General features: G+C 74.0%; 11 protein-coding genes. 6 read left to right on the top strand and 5 right to left on the bottom strand.

Annotated elements, in window-relative coordinates; genetic code table 11:
- Positions 1–74: 74 nt before the first annotated feature.
- Positions 75–1,094 (top strand): NAD(P)H-dependent glycerol-3-phosphate dehydrogenase, encoded by a 1,020-nt coding sequence (locus tag FGF04_RS35050; protein ID WP_149515414.1) that lies wholly within the window; start codon positions 75–77, stop codon positions 1,092–1,094.
- Between the two features lie 58 nt (positions 1,095–1,152).
- Positions 1,153–2,310, top strand: coding sequence for a D-alanine--D-alanine ligase family protein (locus FGF04_RS35045; protein ID WP_149515413.1), 1,158 nt, complete (start codon positions 1,153–1,155; stop codon positions 2,308–2,310).
- 125 nt (positions 2,311–2,435) lie between these two features.
- Here the strand turns inward: FGF04_RS35045 and FGF04_RS35040 are convergent, their stop codons facing one another.
- Both FGF04_RS35040 and FGF04_RS35035 read right to left on the bottom strand, forming a co-directional pair.
- Positions 2,436–3,038: a DUF3515 domain-containing protein gene (locus FGF04_RS35040; RefSeq protein WP_149515412.1), complete on the bottom strand. Its 603-nt coding sequence runs from the start codon at positions 3,036–3,038 to the stop codon at positions 2,436–2,438.
- A 20-nt stretch (positions 3,039–3,058) separates the two neighbouring features.
- Positions 3,059–3,292 (bottom strand): Lrp/AsnC ligand binding domain-containing protein, encoded by a 234-nt coding sequence (locus tag FGF04_RS35035; protein ID WP_149515411.1) that lies wholly within the window; start codon positions 3,290–3,292, stop codon positions 3,059–3,061.
- Positions 3,293–3,526: 234 nt separating this feature from the next.
- Here FGF04_RS35035 and FGF04_RS35030 point away from each other — a divergent pair, with 234 nt between their 5' ends.
- A complete protein-coding gene (locus FGF04_RS35030) occupies positions 3,527–4,492 on the top strand; it encodes a thiamine-phosphate kinase (protein ID WP_149515410.1) in 966 nt (321 codons plus the stop codon).
- Positions 4,489–5,325, top strand: a complete 837-nt coding sequence (thiD, locus tag FGF04_RS35025; RefSeq protein ID WP_408055708.1) for a bifunctional hydroxymethylpyrimidine kinase/phosphomethylpyrimidine kinase — start codon at positions 4,489–4,491, stop codon at positions 5,323–5,325. The genes FGF04_RS35030 and thiD overlap by 4 nt, the downstream gene beginning before the upstream one ends.
- Positions 5,326–5,418: 93 nt before the next feature.
- Here thiD and rpmB read toward each other — a convergent pair whose 3' ends face one another.
- Positions 5,419–5,604, bottom strand: coding sequence for a 50S ribosomal protein L28 (gene rpmB / locus FGF04_RS35020; protein ID WP_149515409.1), 186 nt, complete (start codon positions 5,602–5,604; stop codon positions 5,419–5,421).
- A 259-nt stretch (positions 5,605–5,863) separates the two neighbouring features.
- Here rpmB and FGF04_RS35015 point away from each other — a divergent pair, with 259 nt between their 5' ends.
- Positions 5,864–7,636 (top strand): DAK2 domain-containing protein, encoded by a 1,773-nt coding sequence (locus FGF04_RS35015; RefSeq protein ID WP_149515464.1) that lies wholly within the window; start codon positions 5,864–5,866, stop codon positions 7,634–7,636.
- Here the strand turns inward: FGF04_RS35015 and FGF04_RS35010 are convergent.
- Together FGF04_RS35010 and FGF04_RS35005 are read right to left on the bottom strand one after the other, a co-directional pair.
- Positions 7,564–10,638 (bottom strand): tetratricopeptide repeat protein, encoded by a 3,075-nt coding sequence (locus tag FGF04_RS35010; protein ID WP_235882645.1) that lies wholly within the window; start codon positions 10,636–10,638, stop codon positions 7,564–7,566. The two genes, FGF04_RS35015 and FGF04_RS35010, sit on opposite strands and share 73 nt — an antisense overlap.
- Positions 10,635–12,473 (bottom strand): HSP90 family protein, encoded by a 1,839-nt coding sequence (locus FGF04_RS35005; RefSeq protein ID WP_149515408.1) that lies wholly within the window; start codon positions 12,471–12,473, stop codon positions 10,635–10,637. The genes FGF04_RS35010 and FGF04_RS35005 overlap by 4 nt, the downstream gene beginning before the upstream one ends.
- A 163-nt stretch (positions 12,474–12,636) precedes the next feature.
- Between FGF04_RS35005 and recG the strand changes: the two genes are divergently transcribed.
- Positions 12,637–14,859, top strand: coding sequence for an ATP-dependent DNA helicase RecG (gene recG, locus FGF04_RS35000; protein WP_149515407.1), 2,223 nt, complete (start codon positions 12,637–12,639; stop codon positions 14,857–14,859).
- Positions 14,860–14,936 lie beyond the last annotated feature (77 nt).

Below are 14,936 nucleotides of genomic sequence, written 5' to 3'. Positions count from 1 at the left end.
GGGCATGATGGGGCCGCGGGGGGAAAGACCCTGCGTGACATCACCGAGGCAGAGCACGAAAAGGGGCACGGCAAGTGACGACATCCGGAAAACCCGTCAAGGCGGCCGTCTTCGGGTCCGGATCGTGGGGCACGGCCTTCGGCATGGTGCTCGCCGACGCCGGGTGCGACGTGACGCTGTGGGGACGGCGGCCCGAACTGGCCGAGGCGGTCAACTCCACCCGGACCAACCCCGACTACCTGCCCGGCATCGAGCTGCCCGAGAACCTGCGGGCCACCACCGACGCCGCCGAGGCGGCCCGCGACGCCGACTTCACCGTCCTCGCCGTGCCCTCGCAGACCCTGCGCGGGAACCTGGCGGACTGGACGCCGCTGCTCGCGCCCGACACCGTGCTCGTCTCCCTCATGAAGGGCGTCGAACTGGGCTCCGCGATGCGGATGAGCGAGGTGATCGAGGACGTCGCGAAGGTCGGCGCCGACCGCATCGCCGTGGTCACAGGACCCAACCTGGCCCGCGAGATCGCCGCCCGGATGCCGGCCGCCGCCGTGGTCGCGTGCAGCGACGAAGCGGTGGCCCGGCGGCTCCAGGCCGCCTGCCACACGCCCTACTTCCGCCCGTACACCAACACCGACGTGGTCGGCTGCGAACTGGGCGGCGCGGTCAAGAACGTCATCGGCCTCGCCGTCGGCATCGCGGACGGCATGGGACTGGGCGACAACGCCAAGGGGTCCCTGATCACCCGGGGCCTCGCGGAGACCACCCGGCTCGGGCTCCGCATGGGCGCCGACCCGCTGACGTTCTCCGGACTCGCGGGCCTGGGCGACCTCGTGGCGACCTGCTCCTCGCCGCTGTCGCGCAACCACACCTTCGGCACGAACCTCGGCAGGGGGATGACCCTCCAGGAGACCATCGCGGTCACCCGGCAGACCGCCGAGGGCGTCAAGTCCTGCGAGTCCGTACTGGACTTGGCGCGCCGGCACGAGGTCGACATGCCCATCACCGAGACCGTCGTCGAGATCGTCCACGAGGGCAAGCCGCCGGTCGTCGCCGTCAAGGAGCTGATGTCGCGCAGCGCCAAGCCCGAACGGCACTGAACGACGCCGCCACCGGCCGCTGACTCCGGGCTCCGCCACCGGGTACCCTCAACCCGATATGAGCACCGAGAACCTTCCCCAGAACCCTGAGCAGCCGCCTCGCAAGCCGCGCGTGGCCGTCGTCTTCGGCGGGCGCAGCTCCGAACACGGGATCTCCACGGTCACCGCCGGAGCCGTGCTGCGGGCCGTCGACCGGACCGCGTACGACGTCCTGCCGATCGGGATCACCCGGGAGGGGCGCTGGGTGCTCACCGCCGACGACCCCGAGCGCATGGCGATCACCGAGCGCCGTACGCCCGACGTCGAGCAGTTCGCCGAGTCGAGCGAGGGCGGCGTGGTCCTGCCCGTCGACCCCGCCAGCCGCGAGGTGGTCTACAGCGAGCCCGGCTCGGTCCCGAAGGCGCTCGGCGAGGTCGACGTCGTCTTCCCGGTGCTGCACGGTCCCTACGGTGAGGACGGCACCCTGCAGGGCCTGCTGGAGCTCTCCGGTGTCCCGTACGTCGGCTCGGGTGTGCTCGCCTCCGCCGTCGGCCAGGACAAGGAGTACATGAAGCGGGTGTTCACCTCCTTCGGGCTGCCGGTCGGCCCGTACGTGGTGATCCGCCCCCGCGAGTGGGAGCAGGACGAGCCGGCCGCCCGCAAGAAGATCGTCGACTTCGCGGGCGAGCACGGCTGGCCGCTCTTCGTGAAGCCCGCGCGCGCGGGCTCGTCGATCGGCATCACCAAGGTCGACGACCTGTCCGGCCTCGACGAGGCGATCGCGGAGGCACAGCACCACGACCCGAAGATCATCGTGGAGGCGCTGCTGCGCGGGCGCGAGATCGAGTGCGGGGTCCTGGAGTTCGAGGACGGGCCCCGGGCCTCGGTGCCGGCCGAGATCCCGCCGGTGCAGTCGCACGCCTACTACGACTTCGAGGCGAAGTACATCGACTCGACCCCCGGCATCGTGCCCGCGCCGCTGACCCCCGAGCAGACCGCCGAGGTGCGGCGGCTGGCCGTGGAGGCCTTCGAGGCCGCGTCCTGCGAGGGGCTGGTCCGCGCGGACTTCTTCCTCACGGAGGACGGCGAGTTCGTGATCAACGAGATCAACACGATGCCCGGCTTCACCCCCATCAGCATGTACCCCAAGATGTGGGAGGCGACGGGGGTTCCGTACCCGGAACTGGTGGACCGCCTGATCCGAGCGGCCCTGCGCAGGCGGACGGGCCTGCGGTAGCAAGCGCCCCGAAGGGGCGCGGGGAACGGCGCAATCTTTTGCTTTTAGGGGCGCGGGGAACTGCGCGACAAGCCCCCACCGGACCCGCACCCGCATCCGCACCCGACGACGACCCGGCCGGATCCTCAGTCCGCGATCCCCAAAGGGATCGACTTCTTGATGGCCCCGGCCAGATCGACGAGCACGGACGCCGTGTCCCTCCCGGACGGCACCGTCACCTCCACGTACACGGCCCGCTGCGCGGAGGTGAACCGGGTCGACCCGTCGTCCCGCTCCTCCATCAGCCACCCGCCCCCGTTCACCCCGCCCCCGATCGCATCGGGATCGCTCCCGTCGGCCACCCTGGGGTCGACCATCTTCGCGGGCCGCGACACCCCGCAGCGCACCCCGTTCACCCCGCCCCCGATCGCATCGGGATCGCTCCCGTCGGCCACCCTGGGGTCGACCATCTTCGCGGGCCGCGACACCCCGCAGCGCAGTATGATCGCCGGGCTTCCCCAGCCCGCGGTCAGCGCCGACCGGGGCTCGGGATCCTCCCGGTCGAGGCCGTCCACCTTGCGTGGCAACGACTCGTCCAGGTTCCGGCACAGCTTCGCGGCCTTCTGGCCCGGGCTGGGAACCGGGGTCGGGGCGTTGTCGTCTGCCGAGGAGCAGCCTGTGGCAGCGATCAGCAGAACGAGGGCTGGCAGCCCGACCGAAGAAGCACGCCGGTGACGGAAGAGGTCCACCGGCCCAGCGTAGACGGGGGCTACAGGTGCACGACCGGGCAGGTCAGGGTACGCGTGATGCCGTCCACTTGCTGGATCCGCGCGACCACCATGCGACCGAGCGCGTCCACCGTGTCGGCCTGTGCGCGCACGATCACGTCGTACGGTCCCGTCACGTCCTCGGCCTGGATCACCCCCGCAATCTTGCTGACCGACTCGGCGACGGTCGACGCCTTGCCGACCTCCGTCTGGATCAGGATGTACGCCTGTACCACGGAACCTCCAGGGCGGCCACGAGGATCATGTGGGGAAAAGGAACGCCACGGTATCGCGTCGTCGCGCGCCGCGGGGAGACCCGCGGGGGCGGGGGCTTGCGCGTCCGGGTACACGGCCCGCACAGGTTGACGGTTGCCTCGACCGTACCGAGGTGCGGGACGGCCCGCGACCGGGCGCACGCACGAGCAGAAGACATCCCGGTACATGGGCACGAAGGGAACAGGTGAGACTCGGTGAAGGGAACCGTGGGCGAGTTGGGGGAGTTCGGGCTCATCAGAGAGCTCACCTCCCGGCTCACCACCACCCCGGCGGTGCGCGTCGGGCCCGGTGACGACGCAGCCGTGGTGGCCGCCCCCGACCGCAAGGTCGTGGCGAGCACCGACATCCTCCTCGAAGGGCGGCACTTCCGGCGCGACTGGTCCACGGCGTACGACGTCGGGCGCAAGGCGGCCGCGCAGAACCTCGCGGACATCGCCGCCATGGGTGCCGTGCCGACCGCGCTGCTGCTCGGCCTGGTGGTGCCGGCCGAACTGCCCGCCACCTGGCCCTCCGAGCTGATGGACGGCCTGCGCGACGAGTGCCAGGTCGCCGGCGCGGCCGTGGTCGGCGGCGACGTGGTGCGCGGCGACACGATCACCGTGGCGATCACCGCGCTCGGTGACCTGCGCAACCACGAGCCGGTCACCCGGGGCGGCGCCCGGCCCGGCGACGTGGTGGCCGTGACGGGCTGGCTGGGCTGGTCCGCGGCCGGGCACGCCGTGCTCTCCCGCGGTTTCCGCTCGCCGCGCGCCTTCGTCGAGGCGCACCGGCGCCCGGAACCGCCGTACCACGCGGGCCCCGCGGCCGCCGGGCTCGGCGCGACCTCCATGACGGACGTCAGCGACGGGCTGATCGCCGACCTCGGGCACATCGCCGAGGCCAGCAAGGTGCGCATCGACGTCCGGTCCGGCGCCGTCGACATCCCCACGCAGATGAACGACATCGGCCAGGCCGTCGGCGTCGACCCGCTCCAGTGGGTGCTCACCGGCGGCGAGGACCACGCGATCGTCGCGACGTTCCCGCCGGACGTGAAGCTGCCCGCGCGCTGGAAGGTGATCGGCGAGGTCCTCAACCCGTCGGCGCTGCCCCAGGTGACGGTCGACGGGGCGCCCTGGACCAGCAAGGGCGGCTGGGACCACTTCGGGGACATCGAGTCATGAGCACTCCTCCGGACATGACGCCGGACTCGCCGTCGCAGGTGCAGCCCCGTACCCCGCCCCGCGTGCTGACGGTCGCGGGCTCCGACTCCGGGGGCGGGGCCGGGATCCAGGCCGACCTGAAGACGATGCTCGCGCTCGGGGTGCACGGCATGAGCGTGCTCACCGCCGTCACCGCGCAGAACTCCCTCGGCGTCCAGGGCGTCTGGGAACTGCCGGTGGAGGCCGTGCGCGCCCAGTACCGCAGCGTGGTCGACGACATCGGCGTCCAGGCGGTCAAGACCGGCATGCTCGCCTCCGCCGAACTCGTGTCGACGGTCGCGGAGTTGGTCGGCGCCACCGGTGTGCCCACCGTCGTCGACCCGGTCGGCGTCTCCAAGCACGGCGACTCCCTGCTCGCCGCCTCCGCGCTGGAGTCCGTACGGACCCGGCTGCTGCCCGTGGCCACGGTGGCCACCCCGAACCTCGACGAGGTGGCGCAGCTCACCGGCGTGACGGTCGAGTCGGAGGACGGGATGCGGCGCGCCGCGGAGGCCGTGCTGTCCTACGGGCCGGCGTGGGCGCTGATCAAGGGCGGCCACCTGAGCGGGGACGCCGTGGACTTCCTCACCGACGGCTCCGACGAGCTGTGGCTGCGCGCGCCCCGGCTCGACAACCGGCACACCCACGGCACGGGGTGCACGCTGGCCAGCGCGATCGCCTCGGAGCTGGCGAAGGGGCGGTCGGTGCCGGACGCGGTCGTCGCGGCGAAGGAGTACGTCACCGGGGCGATCGGCGCCGGGTTCCCGCTCGGGGACGGCATCGGACCGGTGCACCACGGCTGGCGGTCAGCCTGAGCGTGACGGGGCGGAACAGCAGAAAGCCGGTCCTCCCTGAGGGGGGACCGGCTTCGAGCGGTGGACCAGCAGTGGCTGCGCGCTGTGCAGAGCTCAGCGCGAGACCTTGCCGGCCTTGATGCACGAGGTGCAAGCGTTGACGCGCTTCGGCGTCCCGCCGACCACGGTACGCACGCGCTGGATGTTCGGGTTCCAGCGACGGGACGTACGGCGGTGCGAGTGCGAGATGCTGTTGCCGAAGCTCGGCCCCTTGCCACAGACGTCGCAGTTGGCAGCCACGGGTCACTCCAAAGACTTCAGATGCTCTTACGGTGGATCCCGGCATGCCGGAATCAGGATCGTAGGATCTGAGTGGCGGTGCCAGGGGTAAGGCCCGATCGGATCGGGCAACCGGAGCAGCATACAACGACTGCGTCCGTACAACGAAACTACCATGTCCCGCACGGGGTCCGTCCCGGCCTCTTCCCGGGCCCCTTCCGGTGGGGACCCCACCTGGGTCTACGCTGCCTCGGACGTCGGGCTGCTCAAGGAGGCGCAGGTGCCGCAGGTGCCGCAGACATTGGACGCATCCGCGGTACGTGCCTGGTGCGGACTGGCGCTGGAGGCCCTCGGCCGGGCGCGCGAGGAGATCGACGCGATCAACGTCTATCCCGTCGCGGACGGCGACACCGGCACCAATCTGTACCTGACCGTCGAGTCCGCGGCCGCGGCCGTCGAGGCGGTCTTCGCGGCGCACGCCGCGGTGTCCGTCACCGGCGGCACGTCCGGGCAGCCGGTGATCGAACCGCCCACGCTCGCGGACGCGGTACGGGCGATGGCGCACGGCGCGCTGATCGGGGCCCGGGGCAACTCCGGGACGATCCTGGCGCAGCTCCTGCGGGGCATGGCCCAGGTGCTCGCCGCGGACACCGGCGCCGCGGGGACCGACGGGGAGGGCCTGCGGCTCGCCCTGCGGCACGCCTCCGAAGCGGCCCGGCAGGCCGTCGCGCATCCGGTCGAGGGGACGGTCCTCACCGTCGCCTCGGCCGCCGCCGACGCGGCCGCCGGCGCGGACGGGGACTGCGCGCTGGTCGCGCGGGCCGCCTACGAGGGGGCGCGGGCTGCCCTCGCGGCGACCCCCGGGCAGCTGGCCGTCCTGGAGCGGGCCGGGGTGGTCGACGCGGGCGGGCGCGGACTGGTGGCGGTGCTGGCGGCGCTGGTGGAGACGTTCACGGGCCGGGCCCCCGCGCGGGCGGCGGTGCCGGTCCTCGCGTCCCACGCGCGTGAGATGGCGGCCGACGCGGACGTGGCGGCCCTGGAGTGCGCGGACGGCACCGGCGTCGGTATCGGTATCGGCACCGGCACCGGCACCGGCACCGGTACCGCCTCCGACGAGGCGGAGAGCGGCCCCGCGTTCGAGGTGATCTACCTCCTGGAGGCGCAGGACGCGGCCGTGGCCCGGCTGCGCGAGAAGCTCGACGCGCTCGGGGACTCGCTGGTCGTGGTCGGCGGGGACGGGCTGTGGAACGTCCACGTGCACGTCGACGACGCAGGCGCGGCCGTCGAGGCGGGCGTCGAGGCGGGCAGGCCGCACCGGATCCGGATCACGCACTTCGGGCCCGCCGACGCGCACACGACGGGCTCGACCATCCGGCCGGCCCGCGAGCGGGCCCAGCGCGCGGTCGTCGCCGTGGTCCCCGGCGAGGGGCTCGCGCACCTCTACGCCGAGGCCGGGGCCACCACCGTCCTCGCCCGCCCGGGGGAGCCGCCGGCCAGCGGGGAGCTCGTCGAGGCGGTACGGCGGGCGCACGCCCTGGAGGTCGTCCTGCTGCCGAACGACGCCGACCTGCGCCACACCGCGGCCGCGGCGGCCGAGCAGGCCCGCACCGAGGGCGTACGGGTGGCGCTGATCCCCACGCGCTCGGCGGTGCAGGGGATCGCCGCGCTGGCGGTGCACGAGCCCGGGCGGCGCTTCGACGAGGACGTGGTCGCGATGACCTCGGCCGCGGGCGCGACCCGGTACGCCGAGGTGGAGGTCGCGGAGCGCCAGTCCTGGACCATGGCGGGCATCTGCCAGGCCGGCGACGTCCTCGGCCTCATCGAGGGCGACGTGGCCGTGATCGGCTCGGACGTCACGGCGACCGCCGAGGCGGTCCTCAACCGCATGCTCGCCGCGGGCGGCGAGATGGTCACCCTGGTACTCGGCGACGAGGCCCCGGCCACGATCGCCCCCCACCTGGAGGCAAAGGTCCGCGAGTCCTACCTGGCGGTGGACACGGTGGTATACCGAGGCGGCCGCCAGGGCGCACTCCTACTGATCGGAGTGGAGTAGATAGAGGGGCGCGGGGAACGGCGCAGTCTTTTGTCTTTCAGGGGCGCGGGGAACGGCGCAATCTTTTGTCTTTCAGGGGCGCGGGGAACGGCGCACCCCGCTGCCCACCGAGGATGTTCCAGGTCCGCCTCCAGCCACCCGGCGGCGAGCTGCGCCCCCGTCCGCTCGTGCAGCGCGTCCTCGCCCAGCGGGAGGAACCCGGAGACGGCCGCCGCGAGATGCCCCAGCGCCTCCTCGAACAGGCCGCGGATCGTGTCGTCGTCGGCGTCCTCCGGCACGGAGCGGGCGATCAGGTCACCGAACTGCCGGTGCGTGTGCGCGAGTTCGGACACGAGCAGCACCCGGGCCGCCTCGTCCTCCGGCTCCGCCGCCTCGCACGCGAGAACCGCCCGCCCCATCAGCTCCCGCGCCACGGCGAGCCCCTCCGGCTCCCCGGGCCCGTCCACCCGCACCGCGAGCCACGCACGGGCCCGCAGCGAGCGGACCAGCCCGTGGACGTTGCCGAGGCCGCGCCACAGGTCACCGGCGCGCTCGTACGCCTGCCCGGCCTCGCGGGGCAGCCCGGCGAGGCCGAGCGCCTCGGCCGCCAGGTGCGCGAGCGTCGCGTGGTCGTGCTGCTCGGGCCACCGCCGGGCGATGTCCGCGGCCCGCAGCCAGTGCTCGGCGGCCGCGCGGTGCTCGCCCAGCTCGCTGAGGCAGTCACCGAGCCACCACCGGGTCTGCACGACCGCCCCGTCGCCGTGCGTCCGCGCGTCCAGCTCGGGCAGCGCCGACTCCAGGACCTCCGCGGCCTCCGCCCACCGCTCCTCGTGCAGCAGGAAACCGCCCAGCTGATGCCGGGCCCAGGCGCCCAGGGTGGCCGCCTCGCCGCCCTCGTCGGCCCAGTGCGACGCCTCCAGGGCGTGGTCCGCGGCCGGCCCGAACCGCCCGGTGGCGCCGAGCACCTCGGCCAGCTGGAGGTGCAGCTGGGCGCGGCCGGCCGCCGGCACGAAGGGCGCCCCGTGCTCCAGCGCCGCCCTCGCCGCCCGCTCGGCCATCCCCGCATCGCCCAGTCGGCGCGCGAGCCCGGTCAGCCGGGCCTCGTACTCCACCGCGAACCACGGCAGCCCGGCGGCGACGAAGGCCTCCGAGGCGCGGGTGAGCAGCCCGGCGGCCTCCTCCAGCTCCCCGGCGTGCGCCGCGAGCTCCCCGAGTACGGCCTGGGCCTCCGCGGCGCGCGCGGCGGCCATCGGGTCGTTCCCGGCCTCGGGCCCGGCGAGGGCCAGCAGCTCCCGGGCGGCGGCCTCCGCGGCGGCCAGGACCGCGGCCCCGCCACCGTCCCCGACCGCGATCCCGTCACCGGCCCCGTTCGTCTCCGCCGCCTCGTGCACCCGATGCAGCAGGATCCGGGCCCTGCCGACCAGGACGGAGGCGGCCTGCCGGACCCCGGTCGTGCCCTCCGCGAAGAGCGCGAGCACCCGCTCGTACGGGTCCTCCACCGCGGCCAGCGCCTCGTCGCTCCGGCCGCCGAGGGCCCGTACGTACGCTCCACGCGCGCGTGCCGCCAGGGCCTCGCCCGGGTCGCCCGCCTCCTCGTACAGCTCGGCCGCGCGGGCGAACAGCTCCACGCCCTCGGGGCCGAGCCCCATCGCCTCGTGGTCGGCCATCTCCGCGCGGTCGCGCGCGGTCAGCTCCGTGCCCCCGGCGGCCCCGGCGGCTCCGGTGTCCTCGGCGGTCGCGAGCGCCTCGGCGACCGCGGCCCACGCCGCGACCGACTCCGGGTGCAGCGCCTCGGAGAGCCGCCGGGCCTCGGCGAGCAGCTCGGGCAGCTCCGGTCCCGGGCCGGCGGACGCGGACGCAGGCGCGGGCGCGGGACCGGGGCGTACGGCAGCGGGGACGGGAGCGGTGTGCGTGGCGCGTACGCCCAGGGGCAGCCGCTCCACCAGCGGCCGCCGGTCCATGCGGCTGCGGATGCGCCCGCTCACCCGGTCCGTCCCGTTGCGCTCGTCGAAGCGCCCGGCCAGCGAAAGCGCCTCCACGCGCGCGTGGGCGGCGAGTTCGGTCGCGGTCCAGGTGCGCCCCGCGGGCCCCGGCACGGTCCGTCCGCCCAGGCCGAGCGCGGTCAGCCGGTCGGCCAGTAGGGCGGCCACGGCCAGGAAGTCCATCCGGCTGCGCGGCTCACCGCCGTCCGTGAAGTACGCCGGCCGCTCCGCGAGCAGCTCCAGGGCGCGCGCCTCGTTGCCGGTGAGCGCGCAGAACTCCACGTGGTCCGCGTACGCGCCGCGCATGCTCTCCATGGGGCGCACCAGCCGCAGCCCCCGCAGGTGGTGGGCGCGCGCCTCGTCCGTGCGGCCCAGCCGCAGCAGGGGCAGCAGCGAGGACGCGAGGACGGCGTGCGGTTCGTGGGCGCACGTGTGCTCGCCCTCCAGGACCGGCCGCCACAGCTCCAGCGCCTCGGCGTCCGCGCCCCGCTCGGCCCGCCACGAGCCCTGCTCGTGCAGTTCGCAGGCGTGGCAGTCGGCCATCCGGTCCCGGTCCGCGGCCAGCCACGCCGCGTACGCGCGCTCGGCCCGCGCCAGGTCCCCGACCTCCCGCGCCACACTGAACTCGGCGCTGCGCACGGCCCGTTCCGTGTGCCCGGCGAGCCGGTAGCGGTGCTCCATCTCGCCGAGCCACTTCTCTATGGAGGCGAGCGGTATGTGCGGCTGGCCGAGCATCCCCGCGGACACCCACTTGAAGACCCAGTGCAGGGAGTGGGCCTCGTACGCGTCGAAGTCCCCGGGCCGCTCGTCCCACATGCGCAGCAGGCGCGCGAAGGGGACGAACATCCGGTCCTTCTCGGAGCTGTAGTTGTAGACCTTCAGCTGGTGGCCGAGCGCCTCGATCACCGCCAGCGGGATGTTCAGCCGCTCGGCCTCGGCGAGCAGCTCCTCCGCGCGCGCGTTGCGGGCGGGGCCCTCCGGCCGCTCGTAGTTCTCCTGCATCGCCCGGCGCAGCGTCTCGAAGTCCATGGCGTGGCTCATCGGTGGCCCTCCTCCGGGTCGTCGTCGTGGGTGGCCCACTCCAGGAGGCCGAGGAACGCGCGATTCAGGAGCGCCGAGTCGGCGGGCCGCAGCGGGCGCTGCGCCATCAGCAGGGCCTGCCCGTAGAGCGACTCCGTGGCCGTGCCGATCAGCTCCCGGTCGTCGAGCGAGCCGATCCGCCGGATCAGCGGGTTCAGGTGGTTGAGCACCAGCCGCGCGCGGGGGGCGCTGCCGCGCAGCGAGCCGAGGATGCCCGCCCACAGGTCGTCGGCCTGCTCCTCGGCCTCCGCGCGGGCCTGCTCGTGCCGGGCCGCCCGGTCGTCCAGGTGCAGCGCGGGCACGGAGACCGGGTGGAAGGCGCGCAGCACGACGTCGCACCCCAGGGGGTCGAGCTTCGCCCGCGCGGCGCCCAGGAAGCCCGACAGGGCCAGCTCCACGGCCGGGTCGACCGCGTCCAGGTGCGCGGTCACCGTGTCGGCGTCCAGCTCCGCCACGACCGTCCCGGCCCGCACCGACGGCAGCGCCTCGACCAGCTCGCTGTCGTACGTGTAGCCGCCGTTGACGACGCCCACGCCCTGCGCGGACGCGATCGGCGCGACCTGGCGGAACTCCTCCACGGTCCGGGTGAAGTGCACCACCGGGTGCCGCCGCGCGAACTCCTCCAGGGACAGCGGCCCGTCCGTGGTCTCGAACGGCAGCCACGGCAGCATCGTGCGCAGCATCTCGCGGTCGTGCCGCGCCAGGGACTTCACCCCCAGGTGGTGCACCGCGAGGAAGGCGCCGAGCCGCTCCGGGTCCCCGGCCGCGAGCTCCGTCAGCCAGGACCGGATCCGTTCGCCCAGCGCCTCCCGCACGCCCGCCAGGGTCTCGTCCTCGTACAGCGACTCGCGGGACGCGGTGGGGCGCAGGCTGTCCGTGTCCAGGACGCAGCGCACGAAGAACGCCCAGTCGGGCAGCAGCTGTTCGGCCCGCTCGGTGAGCAGCATGCCCTTCAGGTGCACGCGGTGCCCGGCGCGCTGGGCGGGGCTGACCGCGGACGGCAGCACGTACGCCACCCCGCGGATCCCGGCCAGCGGCACGTCCAGCTCGATCGAGTCCAGCGGCGTGAACCCGAACAGGTCGTGGCAGTGCCGGGCCAGCGCGACCCGGCGGGCGGCGGGGCCGGGGTACGGGCGGTCCCAGGGCGCCGGGAGGTCCGTCACCGCCTCGTCGCCCACCCGGACGTCGTACGGCAGCAGCGAACCGAAGTCGCGGGCCAGCGACAGCACCCGCTCCGCGGCCAGCCAGTCGGCGGCGCCCGGGCGGGCCTCCAGGTACACGGTGGTGCCCGGTTCGGTGCGGGCGTCCTCGGGCAGGGTCCGCACCCGGTAGGAGCCGTCGTCGCTCGCCGTCCACTCCACGGGCGGCGCGCCGGGCGTACGCGCGCTGCGGCTGACCACCCGGATCCGCTCGGCGACCAGGAAGCAGGCGAGCAGGCCGATGCCGAACCGGCCGAGGAAGTCGGAGCGCGCCGACTCCAGGCCGTCGGCCCGCTTGGAGCTGCGGCCGATGGTCGCGAGGAGGCTGTGCACGTCCGCCTCGGTGAGGCCGATCCCGGAATCCTCGATGCGCAGCGTGCCGTCCTCGGCGTACAGCCGCACCCGGGCCGGCGCGTCCGGCTCCCCGGCGCGCCGGGCGGTGATCGCGTCCACGGCGTTCTGCAGCAGTTCGCGCAGGTAGACCTTGGGACTGGAGTAGAGGTGGTGGGAGAGCAGGTCCACGAGACCGCGCAGGTCGACCTGGAACGAACGGGGTGGCGGAGAGGCCTGGGAAGGCTGTGAGGTCTGGGAGTCCATCGTCGCTGCGCCGGTGGGGGGACGTGCGACGGCGCGGGGTCGGGCGGTCCCGGATCGAGGCGACCGCGAACAGGGCCGGAGCCCGTCATCCTAGAGCCCGAACGAGCCGTCCGACCAGCGGATTCGCGGGGCTCGTACGGAGATGTCAGTGCCGTGGTGTGCAATGGATCCCGTGTCCGCGCTCGAAGAACCACTGAAGAAGGTGCTCGGACCCGCCACCGCGAAGGTGATGGCCGAGCACCTGGGACTGCACACCGTCGGCGACCTGCTGCACCACTACCCGCGCAGGTACGAGGAGCGCGGGCAGCTCACCCACCTCGCCGACCTGCCCCTGGACGAGCACGCGACGGTGGTCGCCCAGGTCGCCGACGCCCGGCTGCACACCTTCGCCTCCGCCAAGGCCCCCCGCGGCAAGGGCCAGCGCCTCGAAGTGACCATCACGGACGGCAGCGGCCAGCTCAAGCTGGTCTTCTTCGGCAACGGCGTGCACAAGCCCCACAAGGAGCTCCTGCCGGGCACGCGCGCGCTGTTCGCGGGCAAGGTCTCCGTCTTCAACCGCCGCCTCCAGCTGGCCCATCCGGCGTACGAGCTGCTGCGCGGCGAGGACTCCTCCGAGACCGTGGACACCTGGGCCGGAGCGCTGATCCCGCTCTACCCGGCCACCGCCAAGCTGGAGTCCTGGAAGATCGCCAAGGCCGTGCAGACGGTGCTGCCCAGCGCCCAGGAGGCCGTCGACCCGCTGCCCGGGGCGCTCCGGACCGGCCGGGGCCTGGTCTCCCTGCCGGAGGCCCTGCTGAAGATCCACCGCCCGCACACCAAGGCGGACATCGAGGACGCGCGCGCCCGCCTCAAGTGGGACGAGGCCTTCGTCCTCCAGGTGGCCCTGGCCCGCCGCCGCCACGCGGACTCCCAACTGCCCGCGGTGGCACGCCGACCCAAACAGGACGGCCTGCTGACCGCCTTCGACGCGAAGCTCCCCTTCACCCTCACCGAGGGCCAGCAGAAGGTCTCCGGCGAGATCTTCGGCGACCTGGCCACCGAGCACCCGATGCACCGGCTGCTGCAGGGCGAGGTCGGCAGCGGGAAGACGATGGTGGCCCTGCGCGCCATGCTCGCCGTGGTCGACGCGGGCGGGCAGGCGGCGATGCTCGCGCCCACCGAGGTGCTCGCCCAGCAGCACCACCGCTCGATCACCGAGATGATGGGGGAGCTGGCCGAGGGCGGCATGCTCGGCGGCGCCGAGAACTCCACCAAGGTGGTGCTGCTCACCGGCTCCATGGGCGCGGCCGCGCGGCGCCAGGCCCTGCTCGACCTCGTCACCGGCGAGGCGGGGCTCGTCATCGGCACGCACGCGCTCATCGAGGACAAGGTCCAGTTCCACGACCTGGGCCTGGTCGTGGTGGACGAACAGCACCGGTTCGGCGTCGAGCAGCGCGACGCCCTACGCGGCAAGGGCAAACAGCCGCCGCACCTCCTGGTGATGACCGCCACGCCCATCCCGCGCACGGTCGCCATGACCGTCTTCGGCGACCTCGACACCTCGGTCCTGGACCAGCTCCCCGCCGGGCGCTCGCCCATCGCCAGCCATGTCGTCCCGGCCGCGGACAAGCCCCACTTCCTCGCGCGCGCGTGGGAGCGCGTGCGGGAGGAGGTGTCCAACGGCCACCAGGCGTACGTCGTCTGCCCCCGCATCGGTGACGAGGACGACGACCCGAAGAAGCCGCGGAAGAAGGCGTCCTCCGAGGACGGGGCCGGGGCCGACGCCGAGAAGCGGCCGCCCCTCGCCGTCCTGGAGGTCGCCGACCAGCTCGCCGGGGGCCCGCTGCAGGGGCTCAGGGTCGAGGTGCTGCACGGCCGCATGGCCCCGGAGGACAAGGACGCGGTGATGCGCCGCTTCGCCGCCGGGGAGACCCATGTCCTGGTCGCCACGACGGTCATCGAGGTCGGGGTGAACGTGCCGAACGCCACCGCCATGGTGATCATGGACGCCGACCGCTTCGGCGTCTCCCAGCTCCACCAGCTGCGCGGCCGCGTCGGCCGTGGCTCCGCCGCGGGCCTGTGCCTCCTCGTCACCGAGATGCCGGAGGCCAGCCCGGCCCGGCAGCGGCTGACCTCGGTGGCGTCCACGCTCGACGGCTTCGAGCTCTCCCGCATCGACCTCGAACAGCGCCGCGAGGGCGACGTCCTGGGCCAGGCCCAGTCCGGCGCGCGCACCTCCCTGCGGATGCTCGCCGTCATCGACGACGAGGAGATCATCGCCGAGGCCCGCGAGGAGGCGACCGCGGTGGTCGCCGCCGACCCGGACCTCACCCACCTCCCGGGCCTGCGCACGGCCCTCCAGGCCCTCCTGGACGAGGAGAGGGAGCAGTACCTGGAAAAGGGCTGAGCGCCCCCGTAGGGGCGCGGGGAACTGCGCGACCGGCCCCCACCGAACCCGCACCCGCCCACCACGCAAACCACCCC

This window comes from Streptomyces apricus, from assembly GCF_008369065.1.
In the GTDB taxonomy this organism is placed as follows: domain Bacteria; phylum Actinomycetota; class Actinomycetes; order Streptomycetales; family Streptomycetaceae; genus Streptomyces; species Streptomyces apricus.
Note: the sequence above shows the minus strand (reverse complement) of the source record. Positions and strands in the feature narration are given on the sequence as shown.

Excerpts from the sequence above, each read along its gene's own strand:
- FGF04_RS35045 (WP_149515413.1), top strand. The coding sequence starts at position 1,153 with ATGAGCACCGAGAACCTTCCCCAGAACCCTGAGCAGCCGCCTCGCAAG.
- thiD (WP_408055708.1), top strand. The coding sequence starts at position 4,489 with ATGAGCACTCCTCCGGACATGACGCCGGACTCGCCGTCGCAGGTGCAG.
- FGF04_RS35010 (WP_235882645.1), bottom strand. The coding sequence starts at position 10,638 with ATGAGCCACGCCATGGACTTCGAGACGCTGCGCCGGGCGATGCAGGAG.
- FGF04_RS35005 (WP_149515408.1), bottom strand. The coding sequence starts at position 12,473 with ATGGACTCCCAGACCTCACAGCCTTCCCAGGCCTCTCCGCCACCCCGT.
- recG (WP_149515407.1), top strand. The coding sequence starts at position 12,637 with ATGGATCCCGTGTCCGCGCTCGAAGAACCACTGAAGAAGGTGCTCGGA.